Source organism: Pseudomonas sp. NPDC089734, assembly GCF_044748865.1.
GTDB lineage: Bacteria > Pseudomonadota > Gammaproteobacteria > Pseudomonadales > Pseudomonadaceae > Aquipseudomonas.
Genome location: NZ_JBIVGV010000006.1, coordinates 173661 through 193617, shown reverse-complemented (window position 1 = coordinate 193617; position 19957 = coordinate 173661). Strand labels below are relative to the sequence as shown.

Annotated in this window: 13 protein-coding genes; all 13 read right to left on the bottom strand. The window is 60.1% G+C overall.

From position 1 onward, the window contains the following. Positions 1 to 11 precede the first annotated feature (11 nt). The 13 genes from ACIPY9_RS10250 to ACIPY9_RS10190 all read right to left on the bottom strand — a co-directional run bounded on the left by ACIPY9_RS10250 (position 12) and on the right by ACIPY9_RS10190 (position 19942). Positions 12 to 1520 (bottom strand): formylglycine-generating enzyme family protein, encoded by a 1509-nt coding sequence (locus tag ACIPY9_RS10250; RefSeq protein ID WP_400700367.1) that lies wholly within the window; start codon positions 1518 to 1520, stop codon positions 12 to 14. Between the two features lie 28 nt (positions 1521 to 1548). Then, on the bottom strand, positions 1549 to 2772 hold the full coding sequence (locus ACIPY9_RS10245) for an FtsX-like permease family protein (RefSeq protein WP_400700128.1): 1224 nt from the start codon (positions 2770 to 2772) through the stop codon (positions 1549 to 1551). Continuing rightward, complete coding sequence (locus tag ACIPY9_RS10240) at positions 2756 to 3448, bottom strand: ABC transporter ATP-binding protein (RefSeq protein ID WP_400700126.1); 693 nt, start codon at positions 3446 to 3448, stop codon at positions 2756 to 2758. The genes ACIPY9_RS10245 and ACIPY9_RS10240 overlap by 17 nt, the downstream gene beginning before the upstream one ends. A gap of 1 nt (position 3449) precedes the next feature. After that, positions 3450 to 5435, bottom strand: coding sequence for a vWA domain-containing protein (locus ACIPY9_RS10235; RefSeq protein ID WP_400700124.1), 1986 nt, complete (start codon positions 5433 to 5435; stop codon positions 3450 to 3452). Beyond that, on the bottom strand, positions 5432 to 6442 hold the full coding sequence (locus ACIPY9_RS10230) for a hypothetical protein (protein ID WP_400700122.1): 1011 nt from the start codon (positions 6440 to 6442) through the stop codon (positions 5432 to 5434). The genes ACIPY9_RS10235 and ACIPY9_RS10230 overlap by 4 nt, the downstream gene beginning before the upstream one ends. Before the next feature lie 3 nt (positions 6443 to 6445). After that, positions 6446 to 9136 carry a putative virulence factor gene (locus tag ACIPY9_RS10225; protein ID WP_400700120.1) on the bottom strand — a complete coding sequence of 897 codons (2691 nt, stop codon included), beginning with the start codon at positions 9134 to 9136 and terminating at the stop codon, positions 6446 to 6448. After that, a complete protein-coding gene (locus tag ACIPY9_RS10220; RefSeq protein ID WP_400700118.1) occupies positions 9133 to 12270 on the bottom strand; it encodes a virulence factor SrfB in 3138 nt (1045 codons plus the stop codon). The genes ACIPY9_RS10225 and ACIPY9_RS10220 overlap by 4 nt, the downstream gene beginning before the upstream one ends. Before the next feature lie 11 nt (positions 12271 to 12281). Beyond that, positions 12282 to 14306: an SrfA family protein gene (locus ACIPY9_RS10215; protein WP_400700116.1), complete on the bottom strand. Its 2025-nt coding sequence runs from the start codon at positions 14304 to 14306 to the stop codon at positions 12282 to 12284. 235 nt (positions 14307 to 14541) lie between these two features. Continuing rightward, positions 14542 to 14730, bottom strand: a complete 189-nt coding sequence (locus ACIPY9_RS10210) for a hypothetical protein (protein ID WP_400700114.1) — start codon at positions 14728 to 14730, stop codon at positions 14542 to 14544. A 239-nt stretch (positions 14731 to 14969) separates the two neighbouring features. Then, entirely contained in the window at positions 14970 to 15995 is a 1026-nt protein-coding gene (locus ACIPY9_RS10205) for a FecCD family ABC transporter permease (RefSeq protein WP_400700112.1), read from the bottom strand. Next, entirely contained in the window at positions 15992 to 16963 is a 972-nt protein-coding gene (locus ACIPY9_RS10200) for an ABC transporter substrate-binding protein (protein WP_400700365.1), read from the bottom strand. Before ACIPY9_RS10200 ends, ACIPY9_RS10205 begins: the two co-directional genes overlap by 4 nt. After that, the gene (locus tag ACIPY9_RS10195; protein ID WP_400700110.1) at positions 16957 to 17739 is read right to left on the bottom strand and encodes an ABC transporter ATP-binding protein; all 783 of its coding nucleotides are present in this window, start codon (positions 17737 to 17739) and stop codon (positions 16957 to 16959) included. The genes ACIPY9_RS10200 and ACIPY9_RS10195 overlap by 7 nt, the downstream gene beginning before the upstream one ends. 52 nt (positions 17740 to 17791) lie before the next feature. Continuing rightward, positions 17792 to 19942 (bottom strand): TonB-dependent receptor, encoded by a 2151-nt coding sequence (locus tag ACIPY9_RS10190; protein WP_400700108.1) that lies wholly within the window; start codon positions 19940 to 19942, stop codon positions 17792 to 17794. Positions 19943 to 19957 lie beyond the last annotated feature (15 nt).

Below are 19957 nucleotides of genomic sequence, written 5' to 3'. Positions count from 1 at the left end.
CGCGCTTCGGATCACTGACTGACGGCTTTGCAGCGGCCAAGCCAGGCATCGGTGTCGATTTTCTGTGTCTTGAGAAAGGCCTGCTGATTGACCCAATGGGTCTGCAGGTAAGGTTTCAGTTCTTTGAGTTGTTCGTTACGGGCGACGATTTCACCCATGACCGGAACTTGTCTGGCCAGTAGCGGTTCGCCATAGAGCGTGCCGGAGTCCACCAGACTGCTGGCGTAGTAACGGCTGAGTTTGTGAAGACGGTCTTTCTGCTCGTCGAGCTTGGCCTTGCGCATCGGGCAACTGCTGTCCTGCTCGCTGGCTGAGCAGTTGAGGTCGTAGTTTTTCTGCAGGAAGTCCAGGTATTTGCCGTCATCGAGCATTTTGGTGCACAGGAAAGCGCCCAGATTGAGGCTGGCACGTATTGCCTGATCACGGGTTTCTTCCTGCTGCTGGTTACTGGCACGCAACTGGTTTTCCAGCGCCTTGAGCTGCTCTTTCAAACCTTCGTCGGCCACGCCCGAAGCCAGGGTGCCAAGTGCCTGTACGGTATTCTTGTCGTTACCCTGAGTGGACTCGCCACTGCCGGTGCCGAGCTTTTTCCAGCTGCTCTCGATACTGCTGACCCGCTCGCGGGAGGTCAGGGTGCTGGACACCAGTGCCAGGCGCAGGCCTGTGGTCTTGCTGGTGGCCGCCGCCTTGCTTTCGTAGTAGTTGCGTTCCTTGCGCAAGGCGCTGCGCAATTCACCCTGTGCAGTGCGATAGTCACCCCCGCGCACCACATAGCCACCGGCCTGACCGTGCTGGCGGTCAAGTTTGTTCAGCCGGAACGGCTCGAACATCATTTCATCGACATTGCCGAGCATGTCGTGCAGCCCGAGCGGGTTGGGTTTGAGCAGGCCGGCCAGTTGCAGTTGGCCGTTGGATGATTGCGCGCCGGCGAACCATTCGTAAGCGTTCAGCCCGTCCGGCATCGGGTAGCGCAGGTCACGGAATTCTGCCGTGCTGACATTCAGGCCACCCCGCGCGGCAAACTCCCATTCCACTTCGGTCGGCAGACGCACGAACCCGGCCACGCCGTCTTCCTTCGGCAGCTTGTCGGCTGCGTTCTGACGTAACCACAGGTTGTATTTGTCGGCGGCTTCCATGGCCTGCATCCAGCTCAGAGACACGACCGGAAGCCGTTGCTTGTTCGAGGGCGTCGGGCACTCTGCCTGCGTCAGGGCGCGATACTGCAGGTCGGTCATCTCGTATTTGGCCAACAGGTAGTAGCGCGATTTGGCCGCTTTCTCGGCGGTGAAACTGCCCGCAATGAAGGCCGGATGGGTCTGTTCCACATAGCCCCATTCGCTGTTGTCTCCCCCGATATTGATGGGGTAGTCGTCCAGAGGGCCTGCCAGAGGAATGAAGACTTTGCGAAACACCATGGAGCCATCGCAAGGCATGGGCAACACCACGTCTTCGGCTTCAGGCATGGGGTTGTAAAGTTTTTCCTCCCAGGCTGCCGAAGCCTGGAGGCTGGCTAGTGCCAGTGGCACAAACAGCAGGTGGCGCCAGTGTCTAGAGTTCACGCAGACTCTCCGCAGGTTGGATTCTGATGGCCCGGGCGGCGCCGACCAGTGCGACCAGTGCCGCCACCACAAGGGCGAGCGCCAGCGCTGCGAGGCCATGCCAGGGGGTGATATGGCAAACGAAACTGCCGGTGATACGTTGACCACCCAGTAACTGATTGAAGGTCTGACTGCCCACGAGGTAGCAGCACAGGCCGCCGATATAGCCTGTCAGTGCCAGCACGACAGCCTGCAGGACCACATAGCCTGCAACGGCCGGGCCGGTGAACCCCAGGAGTCGCAACAGGGCCAGGCTGCGGCGCTTGCGGTCGATGTTGGCGAGAAAGGCTCCGACCAGAGACGCCACACAACCCAGCAAGGCTGCTCCGGCAATGACCCCGAAGATCACGCCCAATACGTGGTTGATCGCTTTGACATTTTCGATATCGGCCAACCGGCTGCCGGTTTCAATGTGTTGTGCGTTCAGCCAGCGTTCCAGCGGAGCAACGCTGTCGATATCCCGTGCATACAGGCGGGCGCGGGCATAACGGGGCACCAGTTGATCTGTCGGCTGACCACTAGTCGCGCCGAGCGTATTGACGGCATAACCATCGCGAAAACGCTCCAGCTGCAGCAGCAGGTCGGGATGTATGAAGGCGGCTGGGCGCGAAAAGCTGGCGGCGGGAAGAATCGCGGTCAGGGTCAGGACGGTTTCGCCCCTTTCAGAGGCTCCGTCCAGACGTCGTTGTACCCTCAGGCGCAGAGTGTCGCCGATGCCCAGGGAAAGGCGTTCGGCAGCGGCCGAACTGAGAATCACCTGACCGGGTGCAAGGGCGCTGGCGGGCATGTTCAGCAGCGGATCGGCTTCACGTGTCGGGATGGTCTCGGCATTTTCGACAAAACGGCCCTGGGTACCGATCAGGTCGGCCTGGGTATTGAGTGAGCGGGTCAGGCCGATGGCGAAGCCCGTTTCGGGGCGCTGTTTCAGTTCGTGCAACCATTGCTCGTTATAGTTGCCACTGCTCAGAAGCTTGATTTCCAGATTGCGTGGGTCGCGCAGCAGTTCATCCTGCAATTGGCTGACCACGCCATGTTTGAGCCCGAACAGTAATAACAGCGGGGCAATCACGGCCACCAGCGATGCAGCGATACACAGGGACACTTTGCGGTCATGCCAGAGGTCGGCCAACGCCAGCCCTGCCAACAGGCCCAGACGCTTAGCGGGCCGGTTCAAAGCATGCCTCTCCTGGAAGGTTGGTGGCTGTCAGGCGCGGCAGGCCAAAGCTGTCTATCAGTTCCCAGTCATGGGACACCACCAATGCGCTGAGGCCCAATTCGTCCACCAGCCCCAGCAGCAACTCGAACAATTGTCGGGCATTGTGCGGGTCCAGGGCTGCGGTGGGTTCGTCGGCCAGCAGGAGCTGTGGTTGATGGGCGATGGCGCGAACACAGGCTACTCGTTGACGTTCGCCGATGGACAACTGCTGAGGCAGCTTGTCCAGCAAGGACCCCAGGTGCAGGGCGGCGATGGCCTGTTCCACATGGTCGCTTTCGTGCGGCAAACCCAGCAGGCGTCTTGGCAGGCTGATGTTGTCCCTCACCTTGAGGAATGGCAGCAACCCGCCATTTTGCAGGATGAACCCCAGTGACCGGGCACGCACATCGGCCAGTGCCTTTTGATCATCGGCGGCCAGCAGGGCGGCGATATCCTGGCCCCCCAGGCGATACTGCTCAAGTGCTTCGGGAGCCAGCAACAGGCCCAGGGTTTCGAGCAGTGTACTTTTGCCACAACCGCTTTCGCCGGTAATGGCCAGCACCGAGCCACGCGCCAGTGTCAGTTCGGGCAGATGCACGCGGTGTGCATCGGCTCCGCTTCCTCGCTGTACTTTCAGTCCCTTGATCCGAAGCATGTCAGGGCATCATTTCCAGCGGTACGGGATAAACGTTCTCACGAGCGTCGCTGCCTTCGGCCAGGGATACCCAGCGATCGACATCCGCGTTGTACACCTGGTAATGGCGGAGTTTGGTCGACAGCGTGCGGATGAATTTCTCCTGCGCCAGGCCGTCCCAGCTTTTCCAGGTTTCCTCATCCAGATTCAGCACTTCACTGTGGTAGGGCAGGTCTTCCAGGTATTCCCCCAGCACGCCGAGTTCGGAGAGCTTGGCCGTGCCGTTCTGCTTGAGCTGATTGGGGTCGGTGCCCATGGTGGCGGCAACCGAACGCAGGCGATCGAACATCTCGCTGGGCGAGATCAACCCTTCGTTGGCGGCATCAAGGATTTTCTTCAGTACGTCACTGAGGTCACTGAGTTGCGCCTTGGTCAGCAATACCCGGACATCGGTGGTCGGGACGTTCTGCTTGATCGGGTCCCGGTCGGCGATCCACGCCTGAAATACCGGAGGAGCCTGGCTGCCGGTCTTCTCGCCCAGATAGGCCAGACGCATGGCATGGCCAATCAGGGCCGCGTCATCGAGCATCTTCTGCTCGGCGGGGGATGCCTTGGCGTTCATGGCGCTGCCAATGGCATCATCCCCCATGTAAGCGGCCTTCACCTGTTGGGTAATGGCCCCGGCCAGTGCATCGACCTTGTTGCCAAAGGTGTTCACATCACCGGCGTCTACCGGGTAGTACAGCGATGTGTTGGTCCCGGTGTAAGTGGACAGTGCCTGATACTGGGCTTCGGCCTTGGCGTGGTCTTTGGCCCCGGCCGGGGTTTTCAGATGCAAGGTGTAGATGGCCACGCCAGGGTTGCTGGCTTCGATACGAACCTGCTCGGCATTCAGACCAGTCTTGGACAGCTTGTCGTCGCCTTCCAGAGCGCCAGCATCGGTAATCAGGACCACATAGCGAGCCCCGAAAGGGCTCCAGTCAACCTGCTCGATCGCCTGCATGACACCGGCATACGAGTCTTCGTCGAAGCTCTTGCTCGATACTTTCGCCTGCTTGAGGTCGGCGGCCTTGGCCAGGAAGTCGTCACCATCCTTCACGGTGTTGGGGTCGGCGTACATCTTGGTCACGTATTCCAGCCCCGGCACCGCTTTAGTGCTGGAGCGGAATGCCACCAGACCGAACTTTACCTGACGACCGAGATTCTCTTTGGCGATCTGAGCGTAAACCTTGCTGATGGCCTCACGGGTACGCTCGATATAAGGGTCCATGGAAATGGTCGAATCGATCACGAACACCACGGCGGCACTGAACTCTTTGAGCTGGCTGGCGGCGTTGGCGGCGGCTGGTCCCTGACTCTGGGAAGCGGTTGTCTGTCCCGGTTGCCCGGCTGTCGCGGAATCTGCCTTGCTGACCGATGCCACATTGAGGATACGGGTCCGGAAACCGGCCTCGGTCATGACTTCTTCGCCACTGAGCACTGGCAGCAGATAGAACTGCTTCTGCATGTCGATGAAGTATTCCGGCTCCTGGGCCAGTACGCCCGGCGCAAGCGTGTTCTGCTTGAGCTTGGCGCGCAACGGGGCCACATGACTGACCGGGTCCGGCGCGTCGAGAATGCCTTCAAGGGTCTTGCGTTCCTTGAAGAACATCAGGCGGTCGCGGTTGGCCGGATTGGTGAAAGCCAGGGTCAACTGCATCTTCCAGTCCACGGTGCAGGCCGCAGGCAGCCAGCCGGATGTCTTGCCGAAACTGTCTGGTCCGACCTTGAGCCATTCTGCGTTACCGGCAGTGGCATGTTCATAGACATAGAAGCGACTGAAGGCTGGTTGTTCTGCTCCCGGGGCGGCACCGGCGGCCGGGCTCAAATGGCATCCCGGCGTGGTGAGTACCCGCTGGAACAGGGTTTTCTTGCCCTCCTGGAGCAGTGGCTTGTCAGCGGCCATGGCGTAGCCTGTGCTCAGGCACAGGCAGGCGGCGAGGCTCAGGGAAACGTGGCGCAGGGTCACGGCCTGAGCTCCTTCAGACGTTCGGCGGCTTCGGCATTGTCGGCCTGATAACCGAGGATGGTCTCGTACCAGTAAGCGGCGGTGGCATTATCCGGGGCCGTGAAGCAGGCACTGGGTTGCAGGTACTTGGGGTCGTACTCGCGGGCATAGGCCTGAGCGACTTCGATATTGCCGGCCTGAGCGCGGTTGGCGTACAGCCGCTGGGCCACACCGCACTGCTTGTTGGTCTTGGCCAGATCGATGACCTTGAGCAGCGTGGCGCTGTCCGGTGCCTGTTTGATGCAGGCCTGGACAAAGTTCAGTTCAGTTTCGCTGCTCAATGCTTCGACGCTGCAAGGCACTGCGCTCACAGGAGGTGTGGGGGCCGCAACGGGAGGAGGGGCAACCGGGGCGGCGACGGGTTCAGGGGCTGCCGGTTGCTTGAGCCAGAACCAGAGACCGACGGCGATGGCCAGCAACACCAGGATGCCGATCAGTATCAGGCCTGTCCGGCTTTTGGCTGCTGCAGGCTGTGGGGGCGGCACTGGCTCGGCCATGGGCTCTGGCAGCGGCTCCGCTTCGACAGGCTCGATAACCGGCGGTGGCGGCTCTTGAGGCGGTGTCAGGCTGACGGTGCTTTCTGCGGCACCCGCGCCTGTCGAACTGCCCGCCAGAGATGAGTTCAACCCGGCCGCAAGGCGCATTGGGTTTTCATCTTCAACGCTGCCGTCAGGGCTGCGCAGGCGGAAATTGAAAATACTGGTAACCGAGCTCAGCAGCAGCGGATCGACGATTTCCGGGCCTGCCTGATAGCTGATCGAGTCGCCATCGGCATCTTCCACAAAGTGCTGGGCGAACCAGCAGGGAGCATTGCCCCATTGCCGGTCGTGTTGCAGGTAGTAGTCATCCTGATTGCGCTGGATAGCAAATTCCAGATTGCCAGCATCCTGTTCCCAGCCGCGCACCTGGAGAAAAGCATGTCCGGGAACGGGAGTGGCCAGTGGAGAAAGTTTGATCGTGATGGACATGAGTTATCTCGTCTTGAAGGCCTGGATGACACGGCCCAGGGCCTCATTCTGCTCGGGTGTGATTTCTTTGCCCTTGCGATGGCCCACGTTGTTCTGGGTGTGGATGGCAATGCCGGAAATCCAGTCGTCGGCGAAAATGACGCTTTGATCGTCGGCTTGCGGTGCCAGAAGCGGGAAGCGGCCTGGCATTTCCTTCTGGTAGAAAGAGAAGAGCGGCTGTTTCGTGCCCAGCAGACCTGTCGGTCGCTGGCTGGCAGGCTCTGCGGTGTGACCGAACCAGGCCGCGAAATCATTGAGCAGCAGTTGTGCGGTCAGTACCTGACGCTGAACCAGGTTTTCCCTGCGCACACCGCTCTGAGCACGCTTGAGCAAGGCCTGGCTGAGTTGCAGCGGCAGATCCAGGCGTTCTGCGCAGACCACCAGCTCCTTGACCAGCAAGGCAATGGCTTCAGCGGGCAACTCCAGCATGTCCAGCAAATGCTGGCGACGGCTGAGGCCGCGCAAGTGTGTCGCCCACAGGTTGAACGCTGCCCGGGCGAAGCGGTGTTCATGGCTCTGGTGCTGGGGTGGAGCCACAGCCGCAGGCGGCGTATCGGCGGCAGGGGCAACGGCCTCTCCGAAAATGTCGTATTCGACTTCCGGTTCGTTGTTGACCGGGGCTGCCTCAGCGGTTTCGGTGGCCGGGCTGTCAAAGTCGCCGTTCAGGTAAAGATCGCGCAGTTGCTCTTCAGGCACCGCCATGTAGGCGAGCAGTTCACCCAGTACGTATTTACCGTTCTTGGTGGTGGCGAAGGGGCGGACGATCAGGTTGGCAATGGCTTTTTTCCTGGCGCGTTCATCTTCGCCACCGGCTTCGTAATACTCTTCCAGTCGTGGCAGCAACTGCACCATCAGGTCGTCCAGTTGCTCCCTGATACGATCCAGCTTGAAGTCGATATTGGCGACAGGCGTGAAAGCCGAGCTGAAACGGCTCATGCCGCCATCGTTGATCTTCAGCATCGCTTGCCAGGCATCCAGCGGTTCGGCGACATGGCGTCTGACCAGTTCACTGTTGCCGAAGGCCTTTTGCAAGGCCTGCAAGGCCGACTGTGACGGCTCGTTGAAGCCGATCTCTTCGCCATCCGCTGCCAGATCGATGAAGTTCGTCTTGAAGCGTGGCTTGCGAACCAGGTAGGTGTTCTTGAACGGCGCGCTGCCCCACTGTTTCATCCATTCTTCGTTGCCAAAGCGCTCGATCATGGTCAGTTTGAGCATGTTGTCGCAGGATTCCGGGAACTGTACGGTCTCGCCGTTGAGCGCGCCGCCGATGAAGCCATCGCACATGGTCAGTGCCCAGATCAACCCGTTGCGACCATCGCGCTGCTGCGCACTGCTGCCCTGGGTCTTGTCGATCCAGCTCTTGAGCACGGGGCCTACGCTGACCACTTCGCTCTGCTTGAAGCTGCTGGTACACATGACCAGTGCGTTCATTTCCTGCTCATTGGTGTAGCGCTCGAACAGGTAAGCCACTTTGCCGCGCAGCAACAGTTTGGCAACCGGATTGTTGGTTGCGCCGCTGCTGTCCACTTCGCTGGCTTCATCGATGCTCATCAGCTTCTGGCGGCTGCGATAGCCCGGGAAGTCCAGCAGATCGACGCTGTTGACGATGGCGTTGGCCGGCTCGTTGTCCAATCGGAAAATCAGCTCGTTGGTAAGCGCTGCCAGTTCGGCCCTGCTGACCGATACGGGGGCGCGCAGGCTGCCTTCAACGGCGGGGCGGACCTCCAGTGCACCATCTCCACTACCACCCAGGCGGCTGAGGATGTCCACGTTGATAATGCTGTTGGTCTGGACCATCTGCCCATCGCGCTGGCTGACCAGCGAGGTGAGGGGGGCGAAAACCGTTTCGGCCAGGCCGAGGCGATGCAGGGCGGTTGCCAGTTGCTCATAGGTTTCGGTCATCTTGTTGATGCCGCCCCACAGCAGGGAAAACAACTGGGCTCGTTCACGAACCGACAGACGCGGTGCCAGCTTGACCACACGAGGCCAGTAGCGGGCATTCAACGGACGCACAGCGTTAGGGTAGTTGTGTTCGAGGTAGTCCCATAGCAGGACCACATCATCGCTGTTGACGCCCGGGGTCGGAGCGGCCGCCGAGTGCTCTTCGAAACGTTGCAGCAGGGCGTCGATCTGCGCATCGGTAATCTGGCTGTTCAGGCGCTGATGGTCGAAGTCCTCGAACCAGGCGTTGGCCAGAATAATGGCAACTTCCACCTCGCGGAACAGGCGCAGTTCCACAGGGAATTGTGGATCCTGGCTCGGTTCTGCCCGGCGGGTGAAGCGAGTGACCAGCCCTGTGGCTTCCTTGCCGCCACCGACCGGGTTCACGTGCTTGATGAAGTCCAGTGGCTCAGTGCCGAACTGGGTCAGGAGCTGGCCTTTGCTGTCGGCTGCCAGAGCCGAAATCAGGTAGCTTTTGCCGGCCTGGGACAAGCCGAAGAAGCCAATGCCCATAGGGGTGGCGGACACGCGACCAAGGCTGCGGGCCAGATTGCGGGCACGGTACAGATCACGGCTGAGGGAGTCGGCCTTATTCGCCACTTCCTCGACTTTTTCGGCGACTTCCGCCACCCAGTCCAAGGCCAGGCCTGCGCCCTTGTGTACGGAGGTCCATGCGTGTGCGAGTTGAATCTGTTCGCTGGTCAGGGTAGTCATTTCGGACTCACGCTCCCGCTGTCGAGCCAATAGTTGGAGGCACCGCCTTCAGCGCTCAACATGGTGTAGAGCTGCAGCCTCACGTCCTTGCGGTCGAAGGATTGGTCCAGGACGTTGCTTTCGATGTTGTCGTCTATCACCAGCGTTTCGGCGATGATGTCGGCGTCGCTGCGGTCTGCGTCCGCGCTTTCTACGCGGAAGCGCAAGAGCAGACAGGCTTCCTTGCCGTCAGTGGTCGGCTTACCGACCAGCTTGCGAGTGCCTCGTTCGGTGAGCTCGATCAGGTACAGCGGTGCGGCGACCCAGCGCTCGGCATTCAACTGGCGATAACCCAGTCGGGTCTTGCCCAGGACCCGAAGTTGCGGGCCGTCGAGTTGCGGGTCGTGCAGTTGCAGGGATTCATTGCCCTGCGAGTCTGTTCTGATCACGTCCCGATAGAGCAGGTCGTGGTCGATGACCAGGTTGTTTTCGTCCAGTTTGCCGATGTGGCGCATGGTCGAGTACGGCTTGAGGCGGCCAACGCTGAAGTAGAAGTTCGACACTTTGCGCTGCTCGCTGAGCAGGCACAGCATGGCTCCCACGGCTGCGGTGCTCTTGGGGTCGTCAATCTGGCCATTGCGGTGGAACGGGTACCAGCCACCGGTGCGATAACCGTTCATGGGCACGATGCGCCCTGGCGGCAGTGGCACCTTGCGGCGGATATAAGCCTGAACGCCTGGCAGGCGTGAAGGGCGGCCCGTCAGCAACAATGCGTCACAGGGGTACTGGAACACCACTTCACACAGGGCATCGAGAATCTTGATCAGGTTGATCTGGCCTTTGAGGAAGGCCTGATGAATGGCTGGCAAGTCGATGCGCAATATGACCTGACCAAGATCGAAGCCATCGCGACCGCCGTCGATACGACGTACGCCACCGGCCACGTATTCGCGGATGCGCTCGCTGATCGCGTCTTTTTCCAGAAGCTCTGCGAAGCTGTAGTCATGAGCCGGGCTTGGCAGTTCCGGGTCGTATGCTTCGTAATCCTTGAGCAGGCGCAGCCCCAGAGGCACGAAGACTTGCAGGTTAAGTTGCTGGCGCAGGATCGCGTCCTGGGCGCTGGTGCTTTCATCGCCACACAGGCGTGAAAGCAGCGAGCGGGGCGATACCACGCCAAAGTCTTTCAGGGCCTGTTCCAACGGAGGCAGTACGAAGCGTTGAATGATATCCAGCAGGATGTCGTCCCCGGCAACCTTGAAACTGTCGCGAAAGCGTTGTTCCGGAATGATCGAAACGTTACTGCCGCTCGCCTGTTCGGCACCGCGCTCAAGTGCGTAATCCGTGATCACCAGGTCCGTGGTTCCGCCGCCGATGTCGATGCTGGCCAGTGTGATCCGCTCCCGATCGGCCTTGTCTGGGCGCGCCAGGGTATCGAAGAACTCCTGGGCATGGCCGGCAAAGTTCTCGCGGATTTCGGTGTACAGGTAGACCAGTTGGCCGCAGGTGGCTTCATCCCATTCCACTTTCACACGTGGCAGGGGAACGCGTGGGGCAGGCACCGACGAATTAAGACCTTTGGCTTTGCTCGGGTCGAGGTCGCCTTCATGCCAGCCCATGCATTTCCAGACCAGTGCCAGGGCTTGCAACAACCGGTCATTGAGCAGGCAGCGTTCGACTTGCGGCATGCCCGGCGGCACGGTGAGGGTAATGCTGGACAACTGCCGCGGTCGTTGAGTGTGACCCATACGGGTCCGTTGCGCCGGGCTGTTGATCTGCGACAGGGCTTGAGTCAAGACCTCGGCGAGCATGAACGTCATCAGCGAGCTGCGCGAGTATTGCGGGGAGAACGCGGGCAGTCGGTCGTCCTCGTTCTTGAGCTTGTAAAATGCCTGGCCCAGCTTGGTGATCTTGTGCGAGAAGGGAGCAGCAGTGGCTTTGGGTTCACTGTCGCTCTGCACATAGGAATTGTTGAAGCGCCATCCGTGTGTGTAGGCGTTCTCATCCCAGAGATAGCGTTTGGGGCTGGACAGGCCGGTAGAGCCTTCAGTACCACGACGACGCCCGGACAAACGCCCGGCCTCCACACCGACACGGGCAATGGTGGGCCATTGAAACGCATCATGGCGACCGCTCTGAACCGAGAAGTTTTCCTTGCCGAAGGCGGCCTGTGAAAACTCCACCCGGCTTTCGAACGGCTGGTTGTAAACCCGTTCCGGACGTACCAGATCGCGGATCTGCAAGATGTAGTTGTGCTTCATCCCGTCGCCGGATTGCCCGTGATTCTCGATCAGGATGCCGCAGGTGCGTGAGTTCCCCACGTCCAGCACCAGATCCACCGGAATGGGCGGATCGATGGAGTCGACGCCATTGGCGGTGAGTTTGACCTCGGGTATTTCGATGCGGGCCGGTTCGCTGGTGCGTTGCTCGGGAATCGGTCGGGCCATGAGGCTCAACAGGTTCAGGTAGTGGCCAATATGGCGCTGCTCGACCAGCTCTTCGTCGATGTCTTCCGTGGGGCGGTGCTTGTTGCCTTCACGATAGATTTCCGCCAGCCAGTCCTGTACCCATTTCTGGTCCAGAAACCAGCGGCTCTGACGAGCATGGCACGCCAGGCGGAAAGACGAACCGGCATTGATATCGTCCCGAGTGGGGGCCAGGTATTGCATGCCGGCGGCGGATGCCATGGCGCGGGTGTCGAACGCCAGCGTCAGGCGGTGAGTATTGCCGTCTACATCGGCTTGTTCCAGTTCGACCAGACGCGCCCGGGCCCAGTTGGTCGGGCCTTCGTCATAGCGTTCTGGCGGCAGAAAGCGGAAAAACGGTACGGGCAGCCACAGCCCATCCAGCAGCTTGAGGCTGGTTTGCATGCTCAAGGTCAGGTCTTCGTCATCGACTTCGCTGACCAGACGCTCCTGCGCCTGTGACTGTGCCAGTCGCTCGCCAGACTGACTGGCTGTGCCCACTGGCCCGAAATGGAAATACTGCTTGGTTTCCTGATTCTGCAGCAGGCGTGCGATCAGTGTATTGCCCATCCTGGCAAAGCGCCCGGCGGGCTCGTTACGCAGATCAAGCTTGACGGCGAAGTCCATGAACTGGAGTCCGCTGTCATTGATCAAATGGACGGTTTCTTCAAATTGCGTAAGTTCTGGCAGCATGGGTCCAGCCTTTATTCGCGCCGCATGGACATGGGAAATTGAGTGTTGCCGTAGTTGCCCTGGCAATCAGCGATGCTTTGGGCGCCCGGCTTGCAGGAAACCTGAGGCATGTCATAGCGGCTGCCATCGGTGCAACTGGCCTGATCCTGGCTGTTGATGCCCAGATTGCCGCCATTCATCGCCGCATTGACCGCGCCTGTACAGGACACGCCATCAGGACGACGGATCGTGACGTTGCCTTTGCCTTTCTCGAAGGCATATTGGAGACGCAATGGTTTTGAGGTCTTGGCGTCCATGATGCCGGCACCTGCACGGTAATTACCGTTGAGGAACGAGGCAGGGCCTTCGGCTACATCCGCTGGAATGCTCAGCGGTTCTCCAGGTATGCCCGGTGGTGTCGGAGCGCTGCCGGCGGTTGGCTGCTCGGCCGGAAGTTCCGGTTTTGCTGCTGATTCGGGCGCAACGGGGTCGCTGACAGCCGGTTCGGACGCTGGCGGTGTTGGTGATGTTGGCGCGGTGGTTGATGCGGGTTCAACGGGTGGCACTGGCGGCAGCGGGTTACCGACGGCTGCCCCGGAGGCAGGCAGTGTCGCGCCGCTGGTGATGACATTACCCGCAGGCAGATTACCCGAACTGATGTCATGGGTTGTCGTGGAAGTGTCCGTACCAAGAGGTGTCAGACCACCAGTTTGCAGCGTTGCAGCTGGCACACAACCGCGCAGCAGGCCGAACAGCAGCAGGGCCAGCGTCAACAACAGCAGTGGCCATAGCCACCAGAAGCGACGCCACCATGGGAGGGTGGGGACAACGGGCGATGCTGTTATCTGTGGTGTGGCCAGATTTGCAGGGGAAGGCGAGTCTGGTAAAGGAGACGTACCTGCAGGTCGCGGAGCCAAAAAGTACAAAGGCTCACGTTGCCGGTCAGATTCACTGCGCACGAACCCCCAGAACGTCAGCACTGGCTGCATATAGGATTCTGTATCGCCGTTGGCATTGGTGCGGGTGGTCTTGACCAGATACACATGGCTTTCGTCAGGCGCGTGGGAAACCAGTCCCAGTAATTTGCCAAAGATGATCTGATCGCTTTGGCCGTTCTTGCTTCCAGACTGCACCAGAGCCTGGCTCATCCCTGCGATGGTTTCCTTGAAACGCGCGAGTTGAGCGCGTGCTGCGTTACGTTCGTCCTCGCTGGCCGCACTCCAGGGCACCACATCACCGGGAACCGGGCTATACCAGTCAATTACGCTGCCTTGCTCGTTGCTTTTCGGCACAGCAAGAAACCTGGCCAGATCGGGATCTTTGCGGTTGAGGGCTGAAATAAGCTGCAAGGCGGACTTGTAGACCGGTTGGCCGGTTTCGCCCAGCGCGATGAGCTCATCACTTTTGCCAGTACGAAGCAGCGCACTTTGGGGACTGGATGTACCGGTTGCGGGTGGCCTCTGCAATGACGCGCCACTTGCGGCGGATGTCTGACCCGACAAGGGGGAAGATTGGGTAGGGGGCGTCGTATTGGCTGTCAGAAAGTGCAGCGGTTCACGGTGTCGATCAGCTTCGTTTTCTACGAACCCCCAAAAGGTCAGCACAGGCTGCATATAGAGTTCGTTATTGCCATTGGTATTGGTCCGGGTGGTCTGGACCAGATACAGATAGCTTTCGGCAGGTACATGCGGGACAAGTCCCAGCAATTTGCCAAAGATGATCTGATCTCTTTGCTCAACCTTGTTTCCGGCCTGTACCAAGGCCTGGCTCATCTCGGCGATCACGTCCTTTATACGAAGCAATTGAACCCGTGCGTCGTCGCGTTCTTCTGCGCTTGCCGAGGTCCAGGGCACTACATCGCCGGGAACCGGGCTATACCAGTCAATGATGCTGCCTTGCTCGTTGCTTTTTGGCACGGCAAGGAATCTGGCAAGGGAGGGGTCTTTACGAGTGAGAGCAGTGATGAGCTGCAAGGCTGTTTTGTATACCGATTGCCCGGTTTCGCCTACAGCAATGAATTCGTCACTTTTACCCGTACGAAGCAGCGCGCCCTGCATGCTAGACATTCCCTTGAAAATTCAAACCGTTGGCTAAGCATGATGCTGCCTGAGGCGGCAACAGTAATGGCAAAGTGATGTTTGCGTCAATTTTTATACAAACAGTTTCAAGGAAGAAAAAGAGACAGTTGACCGATGACAGCAATAGAGCAGCCACTCCGCCTTGTCGGGCAGATGTGCTCCTGAACGATGAGTTCTCTTGAGGGTAAAAGAAGGGATTTGCGGTCCCTGCAATTCAATCCGACAGCGCCATCCTCAGCGCCACAGCCACTTCAAGCAGCTTGTGGGCCTGGAATCCGACTTTTGTCGACAGATCTTCGTTGCCAGCTTCTTTAAGCATGATGACCAGATCAAGCAGCTTGCCGACTTCGACTTCAATGTTACGAATGGAGTCTGACACCTGGTACTGAAGTGAATGTGCCATATCTATCGATCTCCGCCACGATACGCCAACTGGAGTATTGCGCAGTTTCGATTACCTGCGTGCCACAGGATGCTACAGCCTCTTCTTTCATAACTGAATATGGAGGTATCAAACATCCTGCGTTTGCAGAGTGTTTGGTACCAATGTGTTGAGCCGTGTCATGAACCTGGAAGACTCTGTTGTTTTTTGGAGCCCAGAGGAGAGATTGTCTGGTTTGATGACAGGCAGGTGTCCGAGTGTCACTGTCGCTTGCGCAGCAACACAATGAAGAAAACGCCCCCGATCGCTGCCGTTGCGATACCGATGGGCAGGTCCTGCGGGGCAATCAGCGAGCGGGCGGCGACGTCCACCCAGATCATGAACAATGCTCCGAGCAGGGCGCTGACCGGTAGCAGTCTGCGGTGTTCGGCACCCACCAGACGGCGGGCCATGTGCGGCAGCATCAGGCCGACGAAGCCAATGGCCCCGGAGAGCGACACCAGAACGCCGGTGAGCAGGGAGGTGCTGACGAACACCTGCCAGCGCACATGCCGGGTGTTGAAGCCCAGGCTCACAGCTGTCTGTTCACCGCTCATCAAGGCGTTGAGTGCACGTGTCAGGCACAACAGGACAATGAATCCGCCCAGCACGCAAGCCGCTGGCAGCCACAGCAACTCCCAGCGTGCCAGCCCCAGACCGCCAAGCATCCAGAACATCACGGAGTTGGCCGCATGCTGGTCGCCGGTGTAGAGCAGCAGGTTGACCAGCGCCATCAACACGAAAGACACCGCAACCCCGGCCAGTAAGAGGCGTTCACTCTCCAGGCGTCCATGCCGGCTGGCGACCGTCAACACCAGCAACATGCTGCCCAGCGCGCCGATGAAGGCGGCCAGCGGCAGGCTGAATGCGCCGACAAACTCTCCCAGATACAGCACCGCAATCACCGCCCCAAGGGCCGCGCCGGAACTGACGCCCAACAGGTGCGGGTCGGCCAGCGGGTTGCGGGTCACGGCTTGCAGGGCTGTACCGACCAGCGCCAGGCCGGCCCCCACTAAAGCGCCGAGCAATACCCGAGGCGCCCGGATCAGCCAGATGATCTGTGCCTGCCCCTGGCTCCAGTCCACCACAGCATCGAATCCGCTCTGATGCAGGACAATCCCCAGCACTTTGCCCAGCGGCACTCGCGCCGGACCGAAGCCCAGAGCCAGCAGGCACGACACTATCAAGAGAACGAGAAGGCCAGCGATGAGCCAGCGATAGCCGATCACATTGCGGATCGGCTTCACTGTTTTTTCCCATTGAACAGTTCGGGGTGCAACGCAGCCGCCAGCGTTTCGATGGCTTCGGCATTGTTGACCGAAGGTGTAACGGCGACATAAGGCAGCACCACGAAGCGCTTCTGACGAATGGCCTCGACGCTGCTCAAGGCTGCGTTCTGTAATAGAAAGTCGCGCTTGTGCTGCCAGGAGGTCGATCCGTAATCGACGATCACGATCACCTGCGGATTGCGCTCCACCACGCTCTCCCAGTTGACCTGCGTCCAGCTGGCCTCGACATCGTCCATGACGTTCTTGCCGGCAGCGGTCGCGATGAGAGCCTGAGGCATGCCCAGCTTGCCGGATGTAGCAGGGCGGTCTTCGCCACTGTCATACACGAACACCCGTGGCCGTTGCTGTACCTGACTCAGCCGGGCCGTGACCTGTGCCACACGTTGTTTCAACTGCTTGATCAAAGCTTCTGCACGGTCCGGTACGGCGAAGATCTGCCCCAGGTTATGCAGGTCGCGATACAGGTCATCGAGGCTGGCTTCACGCTGGGCCATGATCCGCGAACAGGACTCGCTCAGTTCATAGACGGGAATGCCGAATGGTTGCAGGGTTTGCGGCGTCACCGGGCCGCCGACGCGCATGCCATAGCTCCAGCCGGCGAAGAAAAAGTCGGCATTGGCGTCCAGCAGGTTTTCCACCGAGGGGTAACGTTCGGCCAGTTCAGGCAGCCCGTTCAACGCTTCGCGCAGGGCCGGATCAAGGGTTTTCCAGCCGGTGATGCCGGTATAGCCCACCATGTTCTGGCGCAAACCCAGGGCCAGCAGCATGCCGGTCAGGTTGATATCGTGGCTGACGGCCCGTTGAGGGGGATGATCGAACGTCACTGCGCGCCCGCAACTTTGCACGGTCAGGGGGAAGGCATCGGCTGCCGCATACAGGGGTAGGGCGGCAAGCAGCATCAGGCAGGCCAGGACTCGAATCATGATGGGCTGATCCAGGTAATGCGTGGGTGAGGGGCCAGTGGGTGGGTATCCACCAGCGCATGGACGCCGAACACGTTCAGCAGTCTCTGTTCGGTCAGGACTTCGGTCGGGGTGCCGCTGGCCACGATCCGACCGTGGTCGATGACATACAGCCGGTCGCAGAAAGCTGCGGCCAGATTGAGGTCATGAAAACTGGCCAGCGTGCTGAGTTTCAATTGCCGCAAATGATGCAGCAGTTCCAGCTGGTAGCGGGGATCGAGGTGATTGGTCGGCTCGTCGAGAATCAGCAGCCCCGGTTGCTGTACCAGCGCACGGGCCAGCAATACCCGTTGTTTCTCGCCACCCGACAAGGACGCGAACGAATGTTCGCTGAGCCCTTGCAGGCCGACCTGGCTCAGGGTTTCGTTGATCAGGGCCAGATCACCGGCGCTTTCGCTGTCGAACCAGCCTTGATGCGGCGTGCGCCCCATGGCCACGACGTCTTGCACGGTCAGGCCGAACTCCTGCGGAAACTCCTGCAACATCACCGCAATGTGCTGTGCGCTCCAGCGTGGTGTCTGCCGCCAGATATCCTGTCCGTCGAGTTGCAGCGAGCCGCTGTCCGGTTCGTTGAACCGGTAGGCGCAACGCAGCAGGCTGGTCTTGCCGCTGCCATTGGGGCCGATCAGACCGACGAACTCGCCTTCCTCGATGCGCAGTTCGATACCGTCGAGCTGCCAGGGCTGGCCCTGACAATGCGGGGGCGTCCAGTGCAGGCGGTCGATATGGAATGTAGACATGCTCGGTTTCCAGACAGACTGGCGACAGGCGTTGTGCCTGTCGCCACTCGGATCAGAAGTTGTAGTCAGCCGTGACGAAGAACGAGCGGGGTTGCCCCATCAACCACTGCTGACCACTGTTGTACTGGGACGCGGCATAGCGACGATCCAGCAGGTTGTTCAGTTGCAGGCCCAGACGCACGTCAGGTCGCACCTGCCAGCCCAGATTGGCGTCCAGTACCGTGTAGCCCGGCACTGTAGTCGTATTGGCGGTGTTGGCATAGCGCTCGTCCACATAACGCAGACCCATGCCGGCGTCCAGGTCCTCACTCAGGGCCTTGCTCACCCACAGATTGGCAGTGCGGCGCGGAACATCGGTCGGATGATTGCCGGCGCGGGACACGACCTGCCCGGAAACGCTTTCGTCGAAATCGTCATATTCGGCGCGGACCACCGATGCGTTGGCCGACACATGCCAGCCCTGGGCAAGGGCCAGTTCCAGCGAGGCTTCCAGACCGTCGGACGACTGTTGGCCAACTTGTTGCGTCACGCGGGTTATCGGGTCGAGGGTCAGGAGCTTTTTCTTGACGATGTGATACGCCGCCAGGGTCCATTCGCCACGGCCGTCCCAGAATTGCTGCTTGAGACCGAACTCGGTCTGCTTCGCTTCGGTCAGGTCCATCTGCTGCTGGGTCGGAGTCATGCTGATCAGGTTGCTGACCCCGTCTTCACTGGTTGAATACTGGCCATACAGAGACAATTGGTCGGTCACGGCAAACACCAGCCCGGCGCGCCAGTTACCGCCCGTGAGGCTGCGATCACTACGGGTGTCGGTACGCATGGCGGTACGGTCGATGTGGTTCTGATCACGGCGGATACCCGTGACCAGCGACCAGCGCTCGGACAGTTGCAGGCGGTTTTCGGCAAACATGGCAAAGGTGCGCGTGGTGCTTTCGCTCAGCGGCAGGAACGGCGACTGGCTCTGGAAATCGCCGGGTGCCGGATTCCACGGGTCGATGAAATCGCCGCCGACATCGTTGTAAGGCGAGTTGTTGGAGACGTCGAAACGAATCCGGTTGTATTCGGCCCCGACCACCGTGCGGCTGTCCAGGCCGAACAGCGAATGATTGAAGGTGAAGCTCTGGCGGTCGCCGACCTGTTCCTGATCGTGTTTGATTTCCAGATAGTCGCTGCGCAGCAGTTGTCCCTGGGCGCTGTCCCAGCTATAGACTTCGGCGTTGCGCCAGTGGCGACGGCTCTTGATGTAATAAAGCTGGTTGCTGGCGCTGACGGTGTCGCTGATGACCCAATCCGTGTTCAGGCGGGTCCATTCATCGTTATAGCGTTGTACGGCATTGCGCAGGTTGTAGTTCTTGTCCCGCAGGCTGTCGCGGTAGTTGCCGTCGATCAGTGGCGTGCCGAAGTAACTCATCGGCTCGCTGTCGCCACGCTCGTGGGCGAAGGTGAAGCTCAGGTCATCAGTGGCTTGCCAGCGCAAGGCTGCGCTCATCGCGAGGCTGCGGGAGTTGCCGTTATCGACCCAGCCATTGCTTTCCTGCTGATTCAGGGTGAGGCGATAGCTCAGTGTATCGCTCAGCGAGCCGCCGCTGTCCAGGCCCAGTTGCTGGCGGTCATTGGAGCCGTAGCCCAGGCGCAGGCGATTGCGGATTTCACCCTCGAACGGCTTTTTCGGCACCACGTTGATCACTGCGCCCGTGGCACCTTCGCCGTACAGCACCGAGGCCGGGCCACGGATCACGTCGATGCGCTCGACCATGAATGGGTCGACCGGGAACGTCTGACTGCCGAAACCGGTGTACAGCCGCGAACCGTCGAACAGGGTCATGACCGACGAATGCCCGGTGAAACCGCGTGCGGACAAGGCGGTATTGCCATCGCCGGGCGTGGCGATGCTGGTGATGCCGGGGGAGCGGGTGACAGCTTCCTGGACGGTGAGGTTGTTGCGGTTTTCAATGACCTGGCTGTCGAGGCTGCTGGTGCTGGCCGGTGTTTTCAGGGCCGTGAGTTTCAGGCGTGAGCCGGCGGGTGTCGGCGTCGCCAGATCGGTCACCGGTGCATCGGCGCTGTCGGTGATTGCCACAGAGGGCAGGGCCAGAGGCTGTTCGTCAGCGGCCAGTGCCTGTGACGAAAGCGCCAGGCAGGGGAGCAGACTGATACGGAGCGAGTGAGTCGCCAGGGAGTGAAGCAGGGAAGAACGGGACATGCGATTCCAGCCAGA

What these genes read in the sequence shown, in the direction of transcription:
- ACIPY9_RS10240 (WP_400700126.1), bottom strand. Translation starts at nt 3,448, where the DNA reads ATGCTTCGGATCAAGGGACTGAAAGTACAGCGAGGAAGCGGAGCCGAT.
- ACIPY9_RS10230 (WP_400700122.1), bottom strand. Translation starts at nt 6,442, where the DNA reads ATGTCCATCACGATCAAACTTTCTCCACTGGCCACTCCCGTTCCCGGA.
- ACIPY9_RS10225 (WP_400700120.1), bottom strand. Translation starts at nt 9,136, where the DNA reads ATGACTACCCTGACCAGCGAACAGATTCAACTCGCACACGCATGGACC.
- ACIPY9_RS10220 (WP_400700118.1), bottom strand. Translation starts at nt 12,270, where the DNA reads ATGCTGCCAGAACTTACGCAATTTGAAGAAACCGTCCATTTGATCAAT.
- ACIPY9_RS10215 (WP_400700116.1), bottom strand. Translation starts at nt 14,306, where the DNA reads ATGCAGGGCGCGCTGCTTCGTACGGGTAAAAGTGACGAATTCATTGCT.
- ACIPY9_RS10210 (WP_400700114.1), bottom strand. Translation starts at nt 14,730, where the DNA reads ATGGCACATTCACTTCAGTACCAGGTGTCAGACTCCATTCGTAACATT.
- ACIPY9_RS10195 (WP_400700110.1), bottom strand. Translation starts at nt 17,739, where the DNA reads ATGTCTACATTCCATATCGACCGCCTGCACTGGACGCCCCCGCATTGT.
- ACIPY9_RS10190 (WP_400700108.1), bottom strand. Translation starts at nt 19,942, where the DNA reads ATGTCCCGTTCTTCCCTGCTTCACTCCCTGGCGACTCACTCGCTCCGT.